Consider the following 19401-nt stretch of genomic DNA (forward strand, 5'->3'; position numbering starts at 1 on the left):
ATTTAAAGAGTGCGTAATAGCTCACTGGTCGAGTGGTTCTGCGCCGAAAATGTAACGGGGCTCAAGCGTATCACCGAAGCTATGGCTTGGAACGGAATTATTAAGTCTTTAGATTAGAGCACAAGAAGAGAGTTGCATCAGGAATTTTGCTTCCGATGAGGAAGACAAAAGCTTAAATAAGAGCAAAATTTCCAAATGTCCTCGGGGGCTCAAGGAGAGTAAACACTCCAAAGAAAGGCTAAGGGTTTAATAATTCCGTTCCAGGGGTAGGGGAGCGTTCCATCAGCAGAGAAGCTCAACTGTAAGGTTGTGTGGAGTGGATGGAAGTGAGAATGCCGGTATGAGTATGCGAAAAGGTGAGTGAGAATCTCACCCGCCGAAAACCTAAGGATTCCTGGGGAAGGCTCGTCCGCCCAGGGTAAGTCGGGACCTAAGCTGAGGCCGAAAGGCGTAGGCGATGGACAACTGGTTGAGATTCCAGTACCACTCTTAAGCGTTTGAGCAATGGGGTGACACAGAAGGATAGGTTAAGCGTGCCGTTGGTTGAGCACGCCCAAGCCCTTAGGGTGTGAGATAGGCAAATCCGTCTCACAATAGCCTGAAAGGTGATGGGGAGCGAAAACAAGTAGCGAAGTAACCGACTCCAAGCTGTCAAGAAAAGCCTCTAGTGAGCAAGAGAGTGCCCGTACCGTAAACCGACACAGGTAGGTAAGGAGAGAATCCTAAGGCGCGCGAGAAAACCCTCGTTAAGGAACTCGGCAAAATGACCCCGTAACTTCGGGAGAAGGGGTGCTCTAGCAATAGAGCCGCAGAGAAGAGGTCCAGGCGACTGTTTATCAAAAACACAGGTTCCTGCCAATCTGAAAAGAGAAGTATAGGAGCTGACGCCTGCCCGGTGCTGGAAGGTTAAGAGGAGAGGTTAGCCGTAAGGCGAAGCTTTGAATTGAAGCCCCAGTAAACGGCGGCCGTAACTATAACGGTCCTAAGGTAGCGAAATTCCTTGTCAGGTAAGTTCTGACCCGCACGAAAGGCGTAACGATCTGGACACTGTCTCAACGAGGGACTCGGCGAAATTGTAATACCCGTGAAGATGCGGGTTACCTGCGACAGGACAGAAAGACCCCATGGAGCTTTACTGTAGCTTGACATTGGACTTTGGTATGAAATGTACAGGATAGGTGGGAGACTAAGAAGCTAGGGCGCCAGCCTTGGTGGAGTCAATGGTGGGATACCACTCTTTTTGTACTGAAGTTCTAACTTAGACCCCTGAATCGGGGTTGAGGACCGTGTCAGGTGGGCAGTTTGACTGGGGCGGTCGCCTCCTAAAGAGTAACGGAGGCGCCCAAAGGTTCCCTCAGCGCGGATGGAAATCGCGCGAAGAGTGTAAAGGCAGAAGGGAGCTTGACTGCGAGACCAACAAGTCGAGCAGGGACGAAAGTCGGGCTTAGTGATCCGGTGGTACCGAGTGGAAGGGCCATCGCTCAACGGATAAAAGCTACCCTGGGGATAACAGGCTTATCTCCCCCAAGAGTCCATATCGACGGGGAGGTTTGGCACCTCGATGTCGGCTCATCGCATCCTGGGGCTGTAGTAGGTCCCAAGGGTTGGGCTGTTCGCCCATTAAAGCGGTACGTGAGCTGGGTTCAGAACGTCGTGAGACAGTTCGGTCCCTATCCGTCGCAGGCGCAGGAAATTTGAGAGGAACTGACCCTAGTACGAGAGGACCGGGTTGGACGGATCACTGGTGTACCAGTTGTCTCGCCAGAGGCACAGCTGGGTAGCTATATCCGGATCGGATAAGCGCTGAAAGCATCTAAGCGCGAAACCGGCCTCAAGATGAGATTTCCCACAGCATAAGCTGGTAAGACCCCTGAAAGATGATCAGGTAGATAGGCCCGAAGTGGAAGTGCCGCGAGGTATGGAGCTGACGGGTACTAATAGGTCGAGGGCTTGACCTAACAAGACGCCATGGAAGGTGACTCACTGAAGGGCTCAATATCTGCAGTGAGGAAGATGGAATCTAAAGTTTACAGTTATATAAGATCTGTGTAGTTTTGAGGGAACAGGGTCCCGAGAGGGACGCTATAACTTCAACGATCTGGTGATTATTCCGGAGGGGTTCCACCCGTTTCCATCTCGAACACGGAAGTTAAGACCTCCAGGGCTGATGATACTTGGACCGCAGGGTCCTGGGAAAGTAAGTCGTTGCCAGATAATGCAGGAGACCATCGTTTAGATGGTCTCTTTGCTTTTCACTAAAGTGAAAACGAAGATGACGAAGTGCATGATGTTTTGGGGTCAGTTCCACCCGTTTGGCCGGCGCCACGTAGCTGGATTATGTGGCCGTGTGGCTTGGCCGAAATGATCCACTGGATCATTTCGTATCCCGAACACGGAAGTTAAGACCTCCAGGGCTGATACGAAACCATCCAGTGAATGGTTTCGCGGCGTGCGGGCTGTGGGAAGAAAATACTGAACCCGCCGCCTTACTTGGACCGCAGACGTAACAGTCCGGTAGACTGTTACGCGGCACGATAGTCTCCAGTGGAGAGTATCGCCGAAGCCGCATTCTATTAAGAATTGCTAACCGGCTGAGGATTCGCGCTGTGGGAAAATGATACTGAACGCGCCGCCTACCTGGGAAAGTAATATCCACACTGCAGGAGTATGCGTCACGGGACGCAGTATGGCGACGATCATAACTTCTCCTACTCATAAACTGGCACCTTTTTCTCTTATCTCGGTGTCCAGTTTATCATGCCATTCCCACCGCCCCTTGTTTTTTAGTATCTAAAGAACAGGGGGCGGTTCATTTATGGCCTCTTATTTCTGTGCGAGCTTATGCATTTGGAGGAATATTGATAGCCTGACCTACCCGTAGAAAATTTGGGTCGGTGATGAGAGGATTTATCCTTAATAGGCTTTCGACTGTAACATTGTATCGAATGGCGATGATGAATAACGTATCGCTGGGCCGGATGACATATGTGACGACTTCGGAGCGTGGTTGACACGCAGCACCTAAAGCGGACCAAGTTTCCGGATCAGCTACACCGGTGCGCTCTAGTTCCTTTTGGCTAAACTGGAAGGCATTAAGAGCACTTTGAGTTCTAGGCCCAAAAATCCCGTCGATGGGACCGGGATTAAAGCCGGCAAAGCTTAAAAGCTGCTGCAGTCTTGTTACACCTGGGCCGCGATCTCCTTGGTGTAACAAGGGGCAAAAAGATGCTGGGCCTGGAATGTTAATAAGTTGCCCTGGAAAAATCAAATTGGGATTAGTGATTTGTGAATTTAGAGCGACAATGGCATCCACAGTGGTATTAAATTGTTGAGCAATAAGATACAGAGTATCACCGGGTTGAACAATATATGTCATGAACAGCCCTCCTGAAAAGCTATTTTGGTCATTATATTCATAAGTATTCATTGGAGATACATCGCGCGCAAACTAGAAAAATGATCTGTGGCAGGGTTTCTCATGTTATACTCTATTAAATAAGAGTGGGGGAACACATTTATTATGGTAATTAGGACAGTATCTATTATAGGATTAGGCGCCTTAGGGATTCTTTTTGCGAGTCAGTTAGCGAAAAGTTTGCCGCAGAGTGATTTAAGAATTTTGGCCGATCAAGTTAGAATCGATAACTATAAAAAGAATGGCCTGTACAGTAATGGGGAACTGTGTGAGTTTCATTACATGGCACCTGAAGAAAAAAGCCCAACTGCAGACCTCCTAATATTCGCGGTTAAATACAGTGGACTCGAAGATGCAATAAAAGCAGTAAAGAACCAGGTCGGGGAAAACACGATTATACTGTCTGCTTTGAATGGGATTACAAGCGAGGCAATGATTGGACAGGCTTATGGCCAAGATAAAGTATTATACTGTGTTGCCCAGGGAATGGACGCAGTCAAAGAGGGCAATAGATTAACATATGCGAATAGGGGGTTGCTTTGTTTTGGAGGACGTGAAACTGGAGTCATTTCGCCTAAGGTTAAAAGGGTGGCGGATTTTTTTGATAAAATGAACCTTCCGTATATAGTTGATGCCGACATGCTTAAACGTCAGTGGGGAAAATTGATGCTTAACGTGGGAGTCAATCAAGCCGTAGCTGTTATGGAATTAACTATGGTGTGATTCAAAGAGAAGGACAGGCCAGAGACACCATGATTGCGGCGATGAGAGAGGTTATGCTCCTATCTGAGGAAGAGGGAATTAACTTATCTGAAGATGATTTGAATTATTGGTTAGAGGTCTTGGGCCAATTAAGTCCGGAAGGAAAACCTTCAATGCGTCAGGATATAGAAGCTCGGCGCTATAGCGAAGTTGATCTTTTTGCAGGGACAGTCTTGGAGCTGGGGAAAAGGCATGGTATTGCTACGCCAGTTAATCAAGAACTTTATGCCCAAATAAAAGCTATGGAAGCCAACTTTTAAATGTTCGCTGAATACTTAGGGTTTTTATAATTAAACTTTCATAAGCTATAAGAAAGAGGATGGAAAGGTCACGCGACAATTATAGTAATAAGGAGTATGCTCGTGGTTATAGAAGTGAATATGATACAGACCGTTGCTTTGGGCGTAATTATGTTCCTCATAGGGGAAATGATTGTGTGCAGAATACAGTGGTTACAGAAATACTGCATACCGGCTCCTGTAGTTGGTGGGTTAATTTTTGCAATAGTTCATGCCTTGGGGGTACAAAGCGGAGTATTTGCTTTTGATTTTAACCAGACCCTTAAGGACTTTTTTATGATTGGTTTTTTCTCAACTATTGGATTTATGGCCAGCTTGAGGATTGTCAAGCAAGGCGGAATTGCCATAATCATTATGCTATTTGTTTCCATTGTCATGCTCATCATACAAAATATCTGGGGAGTGAGTATGGCAAGGTCTTTTGATTTGAGTCCTTTGATTGGGTTGTCGGCGGGGTCAATATCCCTGATGGGCGGGATTGGAACAGCAGCGGCTTTAGCTCCGATTATGGAAGCAAATGGCGCCGAGGGAGCATTGACTATCGCTGTGGCCTCGGCTACTTTTGGACTTGTTATGGGTGGCTTAGTTTCTGGTCCCATTGCCCGCTATCTCATCGACAAAAATGACCTCCATAGGAAGGCGATAGCAGGAGATTCAAGGAGGAGAAACTACCAAAAATGCTATGCAAACTTGGTAATAGAGGATGATGATCCGGAAACGATTCAGACTAAGGATTTAAGCAAAGGGTTCTTTCTTATCATGATTGCTATGGGTGTGGGTTCAATTATTTCACTATTAATTAGTAAGACCGGAATTGTTTTTCCGGCTTATGTCGGAGCTATTTTAGCGGCAGCCTTCATTCGGAATTTTGCTGATAGTTATCGCTTGACTTTACCACAAAGGGAGATTAGTGCTATTGGGAATGTCTTTTTAAGTATATTTCTTGTCATGACTATTATGTCCCTCGAAATCTGGAAGATAGGCGGGATGGCCATACCCTTGTTGGTAATCTTGCTAGGTCAGGTTATTCTACTTACCCTCTATACAATCGTTGTCGTCTATAACGTAACAGGCCGTGATTATGATAGTGCGGTCATGAGTGCTGGGTTCTATGGATATGCTATGGGAGCGACCCCAAATGCAATGGCCAGTATGTCGGCTGTTGTTGCGAAGTATCGTCGGCCTTCTCCGAAAGCGTATTTTACCATTCCTATTGTGGGAGGATTCGCAATTGATCTGACGATGAGCATTATTGTGCTGGGGCATATGAACTTGCTTATAGCGGGGATCTTATAGATGGCAAATAGAGATAGCCGGTTGGAGGAGTACCCCATATTTTCATTGAACCTTAGCCGACTTACAGTTACAATATAGTAACTAGGCTAAGGAGGTTCTTATATGCGTATTTATGACTTAAAGTTATTGATCGAACTATCTCATTCGAACTCCATTAGTTTGACTTCGGAGAGAATGCATATTACCCAACAAGGCCTTAGTCAATTGATTGCGCGTGTGGAGCAAGAACTCAATGTAAAGCTATTTGACCGAAGCCGACATGGAATTAAACTAACGGAGGCTGGTCAGAAGACAGTCCAAAAAGCCAAAGAGATTCTTGAAAAATATGAAGAGTTAACCAGTGAGTTAGAGATTCTTAATCAACAGCAAACCTTCCCAGTAGAAGGTGATTTAATTCTATCTCATTCCCATGTGTCAGGAACAACAGTATTGCCCAAGGCATTGAAGTTATATAAATCGCGCTATCCGGAGGTAAACTTAACGATTTATGAGAATTCTCCGTATGAAACGATTGCATTAATTAAGAAGGATCCTAGAGTAGTGGGGATTATCAATTTTCCAGAGACGTATTATCAGGATGATGAAAAGAGAGAGTGGCTTTTCTGCCCTGATCTGGAGTATAAAGAATTTTTGCGTAACGAATTGATATTGTGCGTACCGAAATCTTGGGCCTTAAGTAAGCAGCAAATGACTTCTGTCGATGAGATAATTGAACTGCCGATGGTTTACTATGAAACGAGCCAATACGGCGAAATTATTACCCAAATGTTTCGCCAAGTAGATAAGAAACCAAATATTTTTTTGAAAACACTCAATAATGAATTATTCCGTCAAACAATACTTGACGGATTAGCGATGGGTGTTTTCTCCACTCATGAGCTCAATGATAACCGACTTCTTAGAGAACGTACGCAACAAACCTCCCTGAGAATCACGCTGATTTATACTTGGGCAAGTTCTGGAAAGATGCCTATGCCCTATCAGGCGCAGAAGTTTTTACGATGTCTGGAAAACACGACAAAGATGATAATTGAGTAAATAAAATAAAATCCTCCCGCCAAAAGAGTGGGAGGATTTTATTATTTGCTAGAAGAGGTCTTGGAGGGTATCCTACGGGCAGAGATGGTTTTCCTAAGAATCACGAGTGATAACACATAAAATGGGTAACCTAAATGAGTGAAAAGTGAGTCACACGACTGAGCACAGAGAACAGTAATTATAGAGCTTTAGGAAGACTATAAGGAGAGTGAGTCCATGAAGGTCGACTATGCCCAAGGTAAGTATTATTTGAATAAGAAGCACGAAACGCCCCTATCCTATTGGATTGATTCAACACCAAAAACAAACTATCCCTCTTTGAGGGAGGATATAGCTGTGGATGTGGCAGTCATCGGCGGAGGAATGGCAGGAATCAGCTCAGCATATCTTCTCGCGCAGGAAGGGCTTAAAGTAGCAGTACTCGAAGCAAATCAGATCCTCCAAGGGACTACAGGGCATACCACAGCAAAGCTCTCGTCCCAACATGGATTGATTTATGATCAAATCATCCGGCAGAGAGGAGATGAGATAGCTAGACTCTACGCTGAAGCGAATGAATTCGCTATCAGTTTCGTAGCTAACCTAGTAGAACAGGAAGGAATCGATTGTGATTTTACTCGGCAATCTGCTTATATCTACACCCAACAGGAGATGAACATCGAAAAGCTTGAGAAGGAATTGAAAGCCGCCCAACAGTGTGGGATTGATGCTCATTATGAAACAAAGCTAGCTCTTCCTCTGGCTATTAAGGGAGCGCTGCGATTTGACCAGCAAGCTCAATTCCATCCCCGCAAATATCTGCTTGCCCTCGCCCAAAGAATTACCGAAAAGGGTGGACTAATATTTGAAAACTCGAAGGTGATAGATGTTCGAGGAGATTATCCGGCTACCCTTATGACCCATCAAGGGTGTAAGGTAACAGCGAAATATGTCATTATGGCCTCTCACTACCCCTTCCATATCCTGCCCGGGTTCTATGTGGCTAGAATCTATCAAGAAAGAGAATATGCCGTGGTCATCAAAGCGTCGGAGGCTTTTCCCGGTGGTATGTACATTAATGCGGAAGATCCAGCCCGTTCCTTGCGGGGCTTGCCGACAACTGAAGGGGAGAGAATCCTTATTGTCGGAGAGAAGCATCGGACGGGACATGGGGAAAATCTAGTGGATCACTATAAAAACCTCATGGAGTTTGCCCAGGGGCTATTTACTGTAGAAGAATTTCCCTACTATTGGTCCACCCAGGATTGTAGCACTTTAGATGATATTCCTTACATAGGGCAGATAAGTAAAGATAAGCACAACATCTTTATGGCGACGGGTTTTCGAAAGTGGGGGATGACCCATAGTACGGTTGCAGCTCACGTCATTCGTGATATAATTGTCAAAGGGGATTCGCCATGGGGAGCTGTCTATGCACCCTCCCGTAAAATAACCTTGAATTCCGTTACAGGTTTTGTTGCCAATAGTTCGGTGTTGGTCTTCAACTTCATTTCGGGCAAGCTCATGCGTGGGGAGGAAGCTTATGCGTTGAGTCCTGGGGAAGCGGTCATTGCCAATAGTGAGGGGCGACGGGTAGGGATCTATATGGACGCGGAAAGTAATATCCATAAGGTAGACACTACATGCCCACATCTGGGCTGCGAAGTACAGTGGAATGATGCGGAGTTGTCTTGGGATTGTCCTTGTCATGGATCGCGCTATGACGTGGATGGTATTCCACTTGAAGGACCGACGTTGGAGCCTTTAAAGAGAATAGACTAAGTAAGTCCCTTTAGATACCATTTTTACTCACCGGAATGCCACTTGTGGATTTAATTTAACATTCCCTTAATGGATTTACCCAATATACTCATGTATAATACGCGTGGTAGGGTTAACATGAGAAAGGTCGGGTTATTTTTAATGGATATACAAAGTATCTTATTTCATTTCCTCGGTGGCTTAGGTCTTTTCTTATTCGGAATTAAGTCCATGTCCGAGGGGCTGCAAGCAGTCGCAGGGGACAGGCTTAGAGTCATATTGGAAAAAGGAACAAAAACCCCGCTTCGGGGTGTTCTTACTGGGTTAATTGTAACAGGACTTATCCAAAGCAGCAGTGGAACCACGGTTCTTACCGTTGGTCTGGTCAATGCTGGTCTATTAACCTTGCGTCAAGCAATCGGGATTATCATGGGTGCCAATATTGGTACTACTGTTACAGCTTACCTCATTGGTTTTAAATTAGAAGATTACGCTCTCCCTATTATTGCTTTGGGTGTATTCATTCTTTTCTTTATTAAAAATAAGAAGTTATCTTATGTTGGACAAGTCCTGTTAGGTTTTGGTTTGCTTTTTTATGGTATGAGTATCATGGGAGATGGACTAGCACCGTTGAAGGATTCGGAGTACTTTATTAGTTTGATGAGTAGTGTAGATGACAATCCTCTCCTCGGTGTGCTCATCGGTACAGTATTTACAATTGTCGTCCAAAGCAGCTCTGCTACGATAGGGGTGCTTCAGGAGTTAGCTAATCAAGGTGTTGTGACTTACCAACAAGCGGTGCCCATCCTCTTTGGTGATAATATCGGAACCACCATCACTGCGATCTTAGCGGGAATCGGAGCATCTGTAGCTGCTCGTCGAGCGGCTGGCACACACTTTTTATTCAATATAATTGGAACGTGCATTTTTTTACCCCTCACTATGTTCGGTATCTTCCCATTAATGGTTGAGAATGTTACGAACTTCATTGCTTTCCTGATTCCTGGTGCTGGGGGGGGCGTATGGGAAACATTAGGGATAAAGATGCAAATTGCCCAAACTCATGGCATATTTAACTTGACGAATACCTTAATTCAGCTTCCTTTTGTAGGAGCACTCGCAGCTATTGTGACCAAGTTTATTCCTGGTGACGAAGAAATTGTTGTCGATAGCGCCCCTAAGTACCTAGATCGGCGCTTTTTTAGCAATCCTTCTATCGCCCTGGCCAATGCCAGTCGAGAAGTGATGCACATGGGTAAAGTGGCTGGACAAGCTGTAGACAACGCCAAAGACTATTATTTTAATCGTCAGAGCCATAATAAACAATTGGTTGTTCAAATGGAAAGTGCCACTGACCATTTAGAGAACCAGATTACTGACTATGTTTTAAAGGCCACATCCGGAAAAAATCTAACCAATCAACAATCCGATCAGCGGTATCGCGTGTTGCAAGTCATCGGCGACATGGAACGGGTGGGGGACCATTCTATTAACCTTACCGAACTCACTGATTACGCCTTAGAGAGCAAAGTGAAGTTCTCGGAAGATGCCCAAAAGGATCTTCTGGAAATGTTTGAGATGGTCCAACATATTTATCAGTCTTCCTTAGATGCTCTCAAAAATGATGATGTAGCACTGGCTAAAGAAGTACTAGAGTATGATGACCTCATCGATGATTTGGAAGCCAAGCTTCGGGATGGACATATCAATCGTCTAAATGAGGGGACATGCGACGGAAATTATGGGGCAGTATTTTTGAACGTCATCAGTAACTTAGAGCGGATAGGAGACCACTCGGTCAATATTGCTAAATATGCTATGTCAGAGCCTAAGCATAAATAGGGTGCCTTTTCTAGGGTGAAAACGCATCAAACAAAAGAAGTCACCCATTACTTGTTGCACTATGGGCGACTTCTTTTGTTTGTAAATTTAGCTTGCATTTATGTCGGTTAGATTTTGTTAACAGGGTGCTTTTCTTTTTCATGGGAAGTAGCATCAAACTCAAAGCGGAACTTTTGGTTACAGAAAGTGCAATAGACGAATTTACCGTCCTCTGAAAATCTGGGCAAAGGAATCCACCTCCTTAGAAATATACTATCCAAAAAATGGCATTATCATACGGAATAGGTCAAATTCTCTAATGTGCTACCATGACATATTCTGTTAGCAAGGGGTGAATGATAATGCTGAATCGATTGCTTCGTGAATTAAGAATCGAACTTTACTGGATAAAGAAAGTAATGATCCGACGTTGGCGGTTGGATACTCCTATAGGGGTAGTTGGCATCATCGCCCTGCTCTCGGGCTTGGGGCTCTTTCTTCTCATTGGACAAGGAATTGCTAAGGTATTCAGAGCAGCCATCCCTTGGGTTGCAGGAACTTCAGTGGGGACGATTTATTGGTCCTCGATTGGATTTGCTCTCAAAGCAAGCAGCTTGTTTCTTCTTTTTTCTGCATCCCTAGTGGTCTTGCTCTGGTTGAAGACTCGTTATCGAAGCTAGAGAAGGTTTCGGTCGTAGCGACTCTTAATAATAAGAGTATGGTAATATAAGGTATAAGAAAACTAAAGACAAGTATAAAGTAGAAACTCTTTACATATATATGTTTAGGACAAGCTAAATGGATTCCTTAAAATTTGACAGCTTTCTCCTTGCGCCAAAAATTATGCTATGATATCATTGTTAGGTTAAAAGGAGGTTGGGAACGTGGATTTCATGTCTGGTGTTACCGGTTCTCACTTATTCAATACGATTATGATTCCTGTACAGGTTATTATCGTTTTCATGACATTTTATTACTTTATACTCTCTATGTTCGGTTTATTTCGGAGAACTGAGCAGAAGATCCTCACCCCTGAGAAAAGCTTTGCCTTGGTAGTGGCCGCCCATAATGAGGAGGCGGTCATCGGTCCTTTGATAGATAATCTTTTGAATCTTGAATATCCAAAAGAGCTTTATGACGTCTTCGTCGTAGCCGATAATTGCACAGATAAAACAGCCTTAATCTCTAAAAATGCCGGGGCCCTTGTCCATCAGCGTTTCAATAATGAAAAGCGGGGGAAAGGCTATGCCTTGGAGTGGATGTTCTATCGCTTGTTTAAGCTCGATCGCCAATACGATGCTGTCATTATTTTCGACGCAGATAATCTGGTCAATGGGACCTTCCTTGTTGAAATGAACAGTAAGCTCTGCCAAGGGCATCAAATTGTTCAGTGCTACTTAGATTCGAAGAATCCTTATGATACTTGGGTAACCAATACATTCTCTATTACCTTCTGGCTATCTAACCGTCTTCTCCAGCTCGCCCGTTATAATACGGGTATCCTTAATAATGTGTTGGGTGGAACGGGTATGTGTATCTCCACCAAAGTATTAAAAGACTTAGGTTGGGGTGCAACCTCCCTGACCGAAGACTTAGAGTTTACTATGAAGGCCCTGATTTGCGGAATCAAGACAACCTGGGCTCATGATGCCATCGTCTATGATGAGAAGCCGTTGACCTTTATGCAAGCCTGGAACCAGCGGAAGCGTTGGGCACAAGGGCAAGTGGATGTAGCTGGACGGTACTTTTTCCCACTCATATACAAAGCTTTCAAAGAACGCAAGCTTATGTATTTTGACGCAGCGGTTCATCTGTTCCAACCTGCCTTGGTTATGATTGCGACCTTCTTTATGTTTGCTAACTTAATTTCCGGAATGCAGCCTTACACCCAAGTCTTTGCTACTGTGATGCCGTGGTCCGGGTGGCAGATTCTTTCGGCGATTCAGCTGGTTTACCCTATAACGGCTTTAGCCCTCGAACGTCTGCCTTGGCGAGCTTATGCGGGCCTAATTCTTTATCCGATTTTTATCTATAGCTGGATTCCTATCGTTTTCTTAGGATTTATCAATCGTAAGGATAAATCTTGGTCCCATACCAAGCATACTCGCTCAATTAAGTATGATGATGTGGTTAGGGAGAAGAAGGTTTCCTCTAACTAGGCATTTTAAGCTGGAGATCTCCCTGTTGAGAGATCTCTTTCTCATAGGGAAAAGCTTTTCTTAACACGAAATAAAGCACGTCTTGATACACGTATTGAACTCACGAAGAAAGTGGTGAAACACATGGTGATGGAAAAAATCGCGATGATGACGGAAAAACCGGGCATCTTTATGGGGGGAGATACTCCTTATGAAGAAGCAGATGCGGTGATTCTAGGCATTCCCATGGATTACACAGTGAGCTTTCGCCCGGGAACTCGATTAGGTCCTTTGACGATACGCAATGTCTCCATGGGTATCGAAGAATATAGTGTCTATTTAGATCGGGATCTCACAGATTATGCTTACTGCGACTGTGGTGATCTAAGCTTACCCTTTGGAAATGTAGAGAAATCTCTGCAGCTGATTGAAGAAGCCTCTCGCCAAGTCATAGAAGATGGGAAATTTCCGATCTTCTTGGGTGGCGAACATCTTGTAACTTATCCTTTAATTAAGCCTTTCATGGAGAGGTATCCTGAGTTGCGAGTGGTTCATTTTGATGCTCATGCCGATTTAAGGACGGATTACTACGGTGAACCTAATTCTCACGCCACAGTCATGCGTAAGGTATCGGAAGCCTTGGGACCCAAACGCGTGTACCAGTTTGGTATTCGTTCCGGCACAAGGGATGAATTCCTCTTCGCCAAGCAGCATAACCATCTAGTGGTAGAAGAGGTTCTAGAGCCTCTAAGAGAAGTGCTCCCAGAGCTCCAGGGTAAGCCTGTCTATGTGACCTTAGATATCGATGTAGTGGATCCTGCCTTCGCACCGGGGACAGGAACACAAGAACCTGGAGGTTGTACTTCTCGAGAAATCATTAAAGCGATTCATGCCCTAGGGGAACTGAATGTGGTCGGCTTTGATCTAGTGGAAATCTCACCACTAACGGATTCGAGTGAGCGTACCGCATTATTAGGAGCCAAGATTGTGCGAGAAGTAATTTTAAGCTTTGTTAAATAAGTTGAGCTAGGAATAATCGAAAAACCTTTGACATCAAGGCGTTTATTGTGTATACTAAAATTCGTCAGTTAACGCGGGCGATTAGCTCAGCTGGGAGAGCGCCTGCCTTACAAGCAGGATGTCGGCGGTTCGATCCCGTCATCGCCCACCAAATTTAACACAGTTCGGCCCCGTGGTGTAGTGGTTAACATGCCTGCCTGTCACGCAGGAGATCGTCGGTTCAAGTCCGATCGGGGTCGCCATTCTTGCCTTGGTAGCTCAGTCGGTAGAGCAGAGGACTGAAAATCCTCGTGTCGGCGGTTCGATTCCGTCCTAAGGCACCATTCATGCGGGTGTAACTCAGTGGTAGAGTGTCACCTTGCCAAGGTGAAAGTCGCGAGTTCGAATCTCGTCACCCGCTCCATAATTTTTGGCGGCATAGCCAAGTGGTAAGGCAGAGGTCTGCAAAACCTTTATCCCCAGTTCAAATCTGGGTGCCGCCTCCAAAAAACGTTATTTTTGCCGATGTGGCGGAACTGGCAGACGCACGGGACTTAAAATCCCGCGGTCCTTAAAGACCGTACCGGTTCGATTCCGGTCATCGGCACCATTTATTTGTGGGTTTGTAGCTCAGCTGGTTAGAGTACCGCGTTGACATCGCGGGGGTCGGAGGTTCGAGTCCTCTCAAACCCACCATAAGTAAAAAATTCCAAAAGTCGCAAAGGGTTGATATAAGCGAGTTTCACTAATATTAAAATATCAGGGGCATGGATAATTTACTAAATAAGTACCCGTAAATCACCTGAAGTATCCCTAAGGATTCCGTCAGAATTCCGTCAGAGATAAAAAACAACGACCGTTATAGAACGAATTATTCGTTCTATAACGGTCGTTTTGGTTTATTACTAAAAAGTATTTCGTTCAGGAGTTAGCTGATAATCCAAGTGCCTTATATCTGCAATGGCTGCGAACAGATGGGCAAATGTTCGTTGCTGAAAAGAATCTATGATGCGAAGCATGCTCATGTCAGAGCTCATAAAACCATATCGGAATCCAGAAGTGCCCTGTGTGTTTGCGAAGAAGAGAGGACTCTGCCATTGATGACTTTAATTATTTTGACCAAAAGCTGGTTCCTGTCATCCTGACGGATAACGGAAGTGAGGTTTCAAATTCCAAGTCCATCGAGTATGACCATTGGGTGAACAACAATAGCCGTGCACACGGATTTATTATCGCGATGCTGGCTGCCCTCATCAGAAAGGTGCAATTGAAGTTAATCACGCTCTGATACGCAGTGTGATTCCTAAAGGAACAAGCCTCAATCACTTGACTCAGGAAGAGATTACCCTGATGATGAACCACACCAATTCCTACAAAAGAAAAGGCTGAACAACCGTAGTCCCTACGAAACGTTCAGCTTTTCCATGGAGAAGATGTTTTACAGAAACTTAAGCTTTCACCGGTAGCCGACAGTGAAATACTGTTAAAACCCGCTATTCTCAAAAGATAAACTACAAAACATTGCCACAAAAATAAGGGGCAGATTCTCCGATTATAAAAAACGAGAGGGAGTCGATCTCCGTTTGGCGTGCCTTTTTCATCATAATACGTCAAACAATACGAATAAATCAAATTGCATTTGGGTTACAAAAGCTGCGGTTCGTTTTCAGAGCATGACTTCAAATACAAAAACTGTATTTAGACTTACAAACTTGCATCTCACGTTTCTATTAAGTGTTTTTTATTATAAAAATACTTCTTACTATATTAATATTACGATTTCGCAAACTTATCATTGCAATGTCAAAGTGGTTTGGTTATAATTAACATATGTATGAATTTATGATATCAATCCTAATAGAGGTGAAGGGCCAATGATTATTAGCTATAAAAAACTATGGAAGCTCCTAATCGACCGAGACTTGAAGAAAAAAGACCTTAGAGAGATGGCAGGCATTAGCCCTTCAACAATTGCGAAACTTGGGCGAAATGAGAATATCAACACTGAGGTCATCATTAAAATCTGTAAAGCTTTAAAATGCGATATTTGCGACATGATGGAGATTATTGATAGTAAATCATCAGATGAAGATTCCAACGGAGATGAATATAAGTCTTCATCTTAAACAAATAAATTGGTTATTACGAAAGAGCCAAGATGTCTTGATAAGTACTCATGAATCTATTTGGCAAAAGTGCTTCAACTAATATCGATTAATTTTGAGAGGATGAAAATTATGCGTACAATCAATGAAATGCTTAAACCAAGAGAAAATGTATTCTCTGATACTGCTAGAGAGGATGTGCTGAACCTCACCGATCTTGCAGAAAACAGAATAGATGCAAATAAATTCTTCGGAGAAAACTTCCAAACGCAAGGAATGACAGTATTATTTGATACTGCATTTGCTCGCTTTAAAGGCGAATCTGACACCGGCGTCATTAAGCTTACACAGGCTATGGGTGGCGGTAAAACACATAGTATGTTAGCTTTGGCTTTGCTAGCTCAGAATGCTGAGTTGAGAGAGAAGCTTCTCGGTCCTACATATGCGGGAATTGGTGAAATCAGAGTAGTTTCATTCTCCGGCAGAGAGAATGCTGACTTTGGTATTTGGGGTAGCATAGCTGAACAACTCGGCAAGAAAGAGTTCTTCAAGGACTATTATTCCCCTCTTAAGGCACCGGGTGAAAAATCATGGGTTGAGCTGCTCAAGGGTCAAAAAACTCTCATCTTGCTGGATGAGCTTCCCCCGTATTTGGAAAATGCAAAGTCGATTATGGTAGGAAATTCGGACCTTAGCAAGGTCACAATGACTGCATTATCAAATCTTTTCACTGCACTAGGTAAAGAACAACTCGCGAATGTATGTCTGGTCTTCTCTGATCTAAAGGCGGCCTATGAGTCAGGCAGCGAATTATTGCAGTCGAGTTTCCGTGAACTTGAAGCTGAAGCGAACCGAATAGCAATCGAAGTAACGCCTGTTGCACTCAACAGCGATGAGATCTACCACATTTTACAAAAACGTCTATTTGAAGATGTCAGTGGTTTTGAATACTCATTGAATATCAATGATGTTGCCATTGCGTATAAAACAAGCGTCGAAAAAAGCAAGAAACTCGGCTTCACAAACTACACTCCAGAAGCTGTTTTTAAAGGCATCAAGGACTCCTACCCATTCCATCCATCCATTAAAGATCTATATGCCCGTTTCAAGGAAAACCAAAATTTCCAACAAACACGCGGCCTGATTAAATTGATGCGTCAGATTGTCCGCCAATTCTATGAAAGTGACATGGCAAAAGAAAACTATTTGATTAACGTTTTTGACTTCGATCTTAACGAGCAAAAAATGCTGAGTCATATTCGCCAGATCAAGCCCTCTCTAGAAGAAGCAATCAACCATGATATTGCACAGGATGGCAAGTCCATTGCAGAAGTGATCGATATAGAAAAGGCTGAGAACAAAGGTGTTACACAGGATATTGCAAAGCTCCTCCTCGTGTCTTCCTTATCCACTGCGAATCATGGACTACTTGGACTCACCGAATCGGAAATATTCGGTTATTTGAGTGCGCCCAATACAGATATTAACGAGATCAAGTCCAGTCTGGAAGAATTGAAGACTCTTTGCTGGTATATGAAACAAGACAATCGTGGCAGGCTGTATTTCCAAAATACAAAGAATATGGTTGCCGAGATGAATACCCTTGTTGACAGTTACACAAATGAGAACGCTAAAAAGGAACTTAAGCGAATACTGGAACAGAACTTCAGTCCCAAGCTGAAAGTCTGCTATGAAATGCTGTATGTGCTCCCTGCAATCGATGAAATTGATCTTGATCAGAATAAGATTTCTCTGGTCATATATGAGCCATATCCCGGTAGTGAGCTGCATCCTGAGCTGAAGAAGTTCCATGACAACATTTCGCTCAAGAACAGAGTTATGTTCCTTTCCGGACAGCGAAATATGATGGAAAAACTCTATGGGAATTCAAAAAAGCTTAAGGCGATTCAGCAAATCGTTGACAACATGGCAAACGAAGGCGTTCCCGCATCGGATCAACAATACAAAGAAGCTGAAGCTCAGCTTGATAAGGCTATTCAAGCTTTATTCTCAACTATCAGGGAGACGTTTGTTGCGCTGTATTATCCAACCAAAAACGGAATAGAGCTTGCAGAATTCAAACTTGAATTCAAAGAAAATAAGTTTAACGGTGAAGAACAGATTATAAGCTGCTTGACAGATAGTTCTAAATACGAGGCATTCTCAAAAGATGACCAGTTCTTGGAGAACCTCCGCAAGAAATGCGAAGCGCGTCTGTTTACCATAAAAGAACTGCCCTTCTCTCAAATAAAAGAGAGAGCTGCAACGACAGTAGCATGGCAATGGTATCATCCGGATCAGCTTGAAAGCCTGAGACTGGATTGTATCAAAAAAGATAAGTGGAGAGAAATTAATGGTTATCTGGTAAAGGGGCCGTTTGAGAAGGACCCGACTTCTGTTGTTGTAGAGCAGACATCATATGATGAGACGACCCAAGAATTCACCTTGAAAATCCGGGGCATCGGCGGTAGGGTCTATTACGACATCGGCAGTGATCCTACTTCCGCATCCAAAGAAGTAATGGACCAGGTTTTGGTGACCGCAGAACCAGCTATTCGTTTCGTCTGTATTGATCCAACAGGAGAAAGAAAAACCGGTGATGTCGTTGAGTTCACTGGTAGTGTTCCAATCAAATACGGGCAAAGAAATACACCGAATGGTGATGTAATGACGCTGGTCACCAATCCAAAGTATGTAGTCAAATATACAACTGACGGTAGCGAACCTAAAGAGAATGGCGGCATCTATAATGAGGAATTTGTGCTTCCACAAGACAGCAAATACGTGAGAGTAGCGGTTTATTACAAGGATAGATTGCTTGAGGAAAAGAGTATCTACGTCACAAAAGGCGGCGGTGCTAAACCAGCTAAAACGATTGATAAGAGCAAGGCTCTTGCCTACCGCTATCACAATAAAAAACAAATGGGAGATACCGAAGCGAGTTATAAGGAACTGGCTCTTCTCTCGAAACTTGATGGAGTCCTTATCAAAGGGGCTACAGCAGAGATTTATAATAAAACAAATACAGATAACTATATCGAGTTCAATGCAAGTGTTCCATATTGGGCAGGAGATCTTCAATCGCTGATAGATCTTGTTCGAGATACCAGCTTTAAGGAAACCGAGGTTATTGTTGACTTTGGTTATAAAGAGTTGATGTTCTTGACTGGCGAGTTATTCACGCAATGGCTTGATATGAACAAATTTGATTTGAACAATCTTATAAAGAGTGGGGAAATCATACAATGAGCAACACTTATTATGGATTTGGCTATGATCCAAAGGAAAGCGAAAATCACTTCTATGTGGTTGTTCCCAAAGAGGCAACTGCAGAAGTTGAGATTTACGAGCGTTTTCATTGGGACGTAGACGAACAAAAAATTACAAGTAAGGACATCCTGAAACTCAGGATGTCACGATACAAATGGTCAAAGCTTTCAAATGACGTTGCAGCTGAGTTCAACGCAAGGTTGAAATCGGACAAAAAGCCAACTAGCAGATTTATTGTTGGAGAAACACCTGTCGAAAAGTTGTTTGGGAAAGAATTAATGGTCTTGCTTTGGGGTGTTGAAAACAACGATCCAGCTGGAATCCCAACTGCCATTCGCAATTGGAAGGGACTTCAGCCGGAAGAACGCTGGTGGCTATACACCATGACAAATGCAAGTACTGGAAAGATTAATGATAAACGCGGGTGGCGCATGGCGTTGAGATATGCGCTATGCGAAAATCCAGTAGATGAATCAAATCAGATCTCATTATTTACTGATTTGATGGGAGGAGAATAA

At 43.8% G+C, this 19401-nt stretch carries 11 protein-coding genes, 7 tRNA genes, 2 rRNA genes and 2 pseudogenes (1 of these 22 running past the window's edge); 21 read left to right on the forward strand and 1 reads right to left on the reverse strand.

What is annotated here, in order from left to right:
• Positions 1-1958, forward strand: a 23S ribosomal RNA gene (locus DESDI_RS00485) (it extends 1113 nt beyond the left edge of the window).
• A gap of 139 nt (positions 1959-2097) precedes the next feature.
• Positions 2098-2214 (forward strand): 5S ribosomal RNA (rrf, locus tag DESDI_RS00490).
• A 625-nt stretch (positions 2215-2839) separates the two neighbouring features.
• On the opposite strand, the gene DESDI_RS00495 is transcribed toward rrf, so the two are convergent.
• Complete coding sequence (locus DESDI_RS00495) at positions 2840-3376, reverse strand: LysM peptidoglycan-binding domain-containing protein (protein WP_015260677.1); 537 nt, start codon at positions 3374-3376, stop codon at positions 2840-2842.
• A gap of 144 nt (positions 3377-3520) precedes the next feature.
• On the opposite strand from DESDI_RS00495, the pseudogene DESDI_RS00500 reads away from it, so the two are divergent.
• The 19 genes and pseudogenes from DESDI_RS00500 (at position 3521) to DESDI_RS00590 (ending at position 19401) form a co-directional block, all read left to right on the forward strand.
• Positions 3521-4437, forward strand: a pseudogene (locus DESDI_RS00500) (ketopantoate reductase family protein).
• Between the two features lie 96 nt (positions 4438-4533).
• On the forward strand, positions 4534-5772 hold the full coding sequence (gene gltS / locus DESDI_RS00505) for a sodium/glutamate symporter (RefSeq protein WP_242825419.1): 1239 nt from the start codon (positions 4534-4536) through the stop codon (positions 5770-5772).
• A gap of 102 nt (positions 5773-5874) precedes the next feature.
• Complete coding sequence (locus tag DESDI_RS00510) at positions 5875-6810, forward strand: LysR family transcriptional regulator (RefSeq protein WP_015260680.1); 936 nt, start codon at positions 5875-5877, stop codon at positions 6808-6810.
• A 216-nt stretch (positions 6811-7026) separates the two neighbouring features.
• Positions 7027-8571 carry an FAD-dependent oxidoreductase gene (locus tag DESDI_RS00515; protein ID WP_015260681.1) on the forward strand — a complete coding sequence of 515 codons (1545 nt, stop codon included), beginning with the start codon at positions 7027-7029 and terminating at the stop codon, positions 8569-8571.
• A 141-nt stretch (positions 8572-8712) separates the two neighbouring features.
• The gene (locus DESDI_RS00520; RefSeq protein ID WP_041219584.1) at positions 8713-10392 is read left to right on the forward strand and encodes a Na/Pi cotransporter family protein; all 1680 of its coding nucleotides are present in this window, start codon (positions 8713-8715) and stop codon (positions 10390-10392) included.
• 341 nt (positions 10393-10733) lie between these two features.
• Positions 10734-11051: a hypothetical protein gene (locus DESDI_RS00525; RefSeq protein WP_041219178.1), complete on the forward strand. Its 318-nt coding sequence runs from the start codon at positions 10734-10736 to the stop codon at positions 11049-11051.
• A gap of 204 nt (positions 11052-11255) precedes the next feature.
• Positions 11256-12530, forward strand: a complete 1275-nt coding sequence (locus tag DESDI_RS00530) for a glycosyltransferase family 2 protein (RefSeq protein WP_015260684.1) — start codon at positions 11256-11258, stop codon at positions 12528-12530.
• Between the two features lie 129 nt (positions 12531-12659).
• On the forward strand, positions 12660-13529 hold the full coding sequence (speB, locus tag DESDI_RS00535) for an agmatinase (RefSeq protein WP_427846158.1): 870 nt from the start codon (positions 12660-12662) through the stop codon (positions 13527-13529).
• A gap of 75 nt (positions 13530-13604) precedes the next feature.
• Positions 13605-13680: transfer RNA gene (locus DESDI_RS00540), tRNA-Val, on the forward strand.
• Positions 13681-13695: 15 nt separating this feature from the next.
• A tRNA-Asp gene (locus DESDI_RS00545) sits at positions 13696-13771 on the forward strand.
• 5 nt (positions 13772-13776) lie between these two features.
• Positions 13777-13852 (forward strand) — tRNA-Phe (locus tag DESDI_RS00550).
• Between the two features lie 5 nt (positions 13853-13857).
• A tRNA-Gly gene (locus tag DESDI_RS00555) sits at positions 13858-13932 on the forward strand.
• An 8-nt stretch (positions 13933-13940) separates the two neighbouring features.
• Positions 13941-14014 (forward strand) — tRNA-Cys (locus tag DESDI_RS00560).
• A gap of 15 nt (positions 14015-14029) precedes the next feature.
• Positions 14030-14118, forward strand: a tRNA-Leu gene (locus DESDI_RS00565).
• A gap of 9 nt (positions 14119-14127) precedes the next feature.
• A tRNA-Val gene (locus DESDI_RS00570) sits at positions 14128-14204 on the forward strand.
• A 245-nt stretch (positions 14205-14449) separates the two neighbouring features.
• A pseudogene (locus DESDI_RS18510) lies at positions 14450-15018 on the forward strand (hypothetical protein); the annotation flags it as partial.
• A 364-nt stretch (positions 15019-15382) separates the two neighbouring features.
• Positions 15383-15634, forward strand: a complete 252-nt coding sequence (locus tag DESDI_RS00580) for a helix-turn-helix domain-containing protein (protein WP_015260686.1) — start codon at positions 15383-15385, stop codon at positions 15632-15634.
• Positions 15635-15745: 111 nt separating this feature from the next.
• Positions 15746-18862 carry a DUF499 family protein gene (locus tag DESDI_RS00585; protein WP_015260687.1) on the forward strand — a complete coding sequence of 1039 codons (3117 nt, stop codon included), beginning with the start codon at positions 15746-15748 and terminating at the stop codon, positions 18860-18862.
• Positions 18859-19401 (forward strand): DUF3780 domain-containing protein, encoded by a 543-nt coding sequence (locus DESDI_RS00590; protein WP_015260688.1) that lies wholly within the window; start codon positions 18859-18861, stop codon positions 19399-19401. The genes DESDI_RS00585 and DESDI_RS00590 overlap by 4 nt, the downstream gene beginning before the upstream one ends.

The sequence above is a fragment of the Desulfitobacterium dichloroeliminans LMG P-21439 genome (genome assembly GCF_000243135.2).
In the GTDB taxonomy this organism is placed as follows: domain Bacteria; phylum Bacillota; class Desulfitobacteriia; order Desulfitobacteriales; family Desulfitobacteriaceae; genus Desulfitobacterium; species Desulfitobacterium dichloroeliminans.

Coding starts and splice junctions, on each gene's coding strand:
- gltS (WP_242825419.1), top strand. CDS start 4,534: ATGCTCGTGGTTATAGAAGTGAATATGATACAGACCGTTGCTTTGGGC.
- DESDI_RS00590 (WP_015260688.1), top strand. CDS start 18,859: ATGAGCAACACTTATTATGGATTTGGCTATGATCCAAAGGAAAGCGAA.
- DESDI_RS00585 (WP_015260687.1), top strand. CDS start 15,746: ATGCGTACAATCAATGAAATGCTTAAACCAAGAGAAAATGTATTCTCT.
- DESDI_RS00520 (WP_041219584.1), top strand. CDS start 8,713: ATGGATATACAAAGTATCTTATTTCATTTCCTCGGTGGCTTAGGTCTT.
- speB (WP_427846158.1), top strand. CDS start 12,660: ATGGAAAAAATCGCGATGATGACGGAAAAACCGGGCATCTTTATGGGG.
- DESDI_RS00510 (WP_015260680.1), top strand. CDS start 5,875: ATGCGTATTTATGACTTAAAGTTATTGATCGAACTATCTCATTCGAAC.
- DESDI_RS00515 (WP_015260681.1), top strand. CDS start 7,027: ATGAAGGTCGACTATGCCCAAGGTAAGTATTATTTGAATAAGAAGCAC.
- DESDI_RS00495 (WP_015260677.1), bottom strand. CDS start 3,376: ATGACATATATTGTTCAACCCGGTGATACTCTGTATCTTATTGCTCAA.
- DESDI_RS00580 (WP_015260686.1), top strand. CDS start 15,383: ATGATTATTAGCTATAAAAAACTATGGAAGCTCCTAATCGACCGAGAC.
- DESDI_RS00525 (WP_041219178.1), top strand. CDS start 10,734: ATGCTGAATCGATTGCTTCGTGAATTAAGAATCGAACTTTACTGGATA.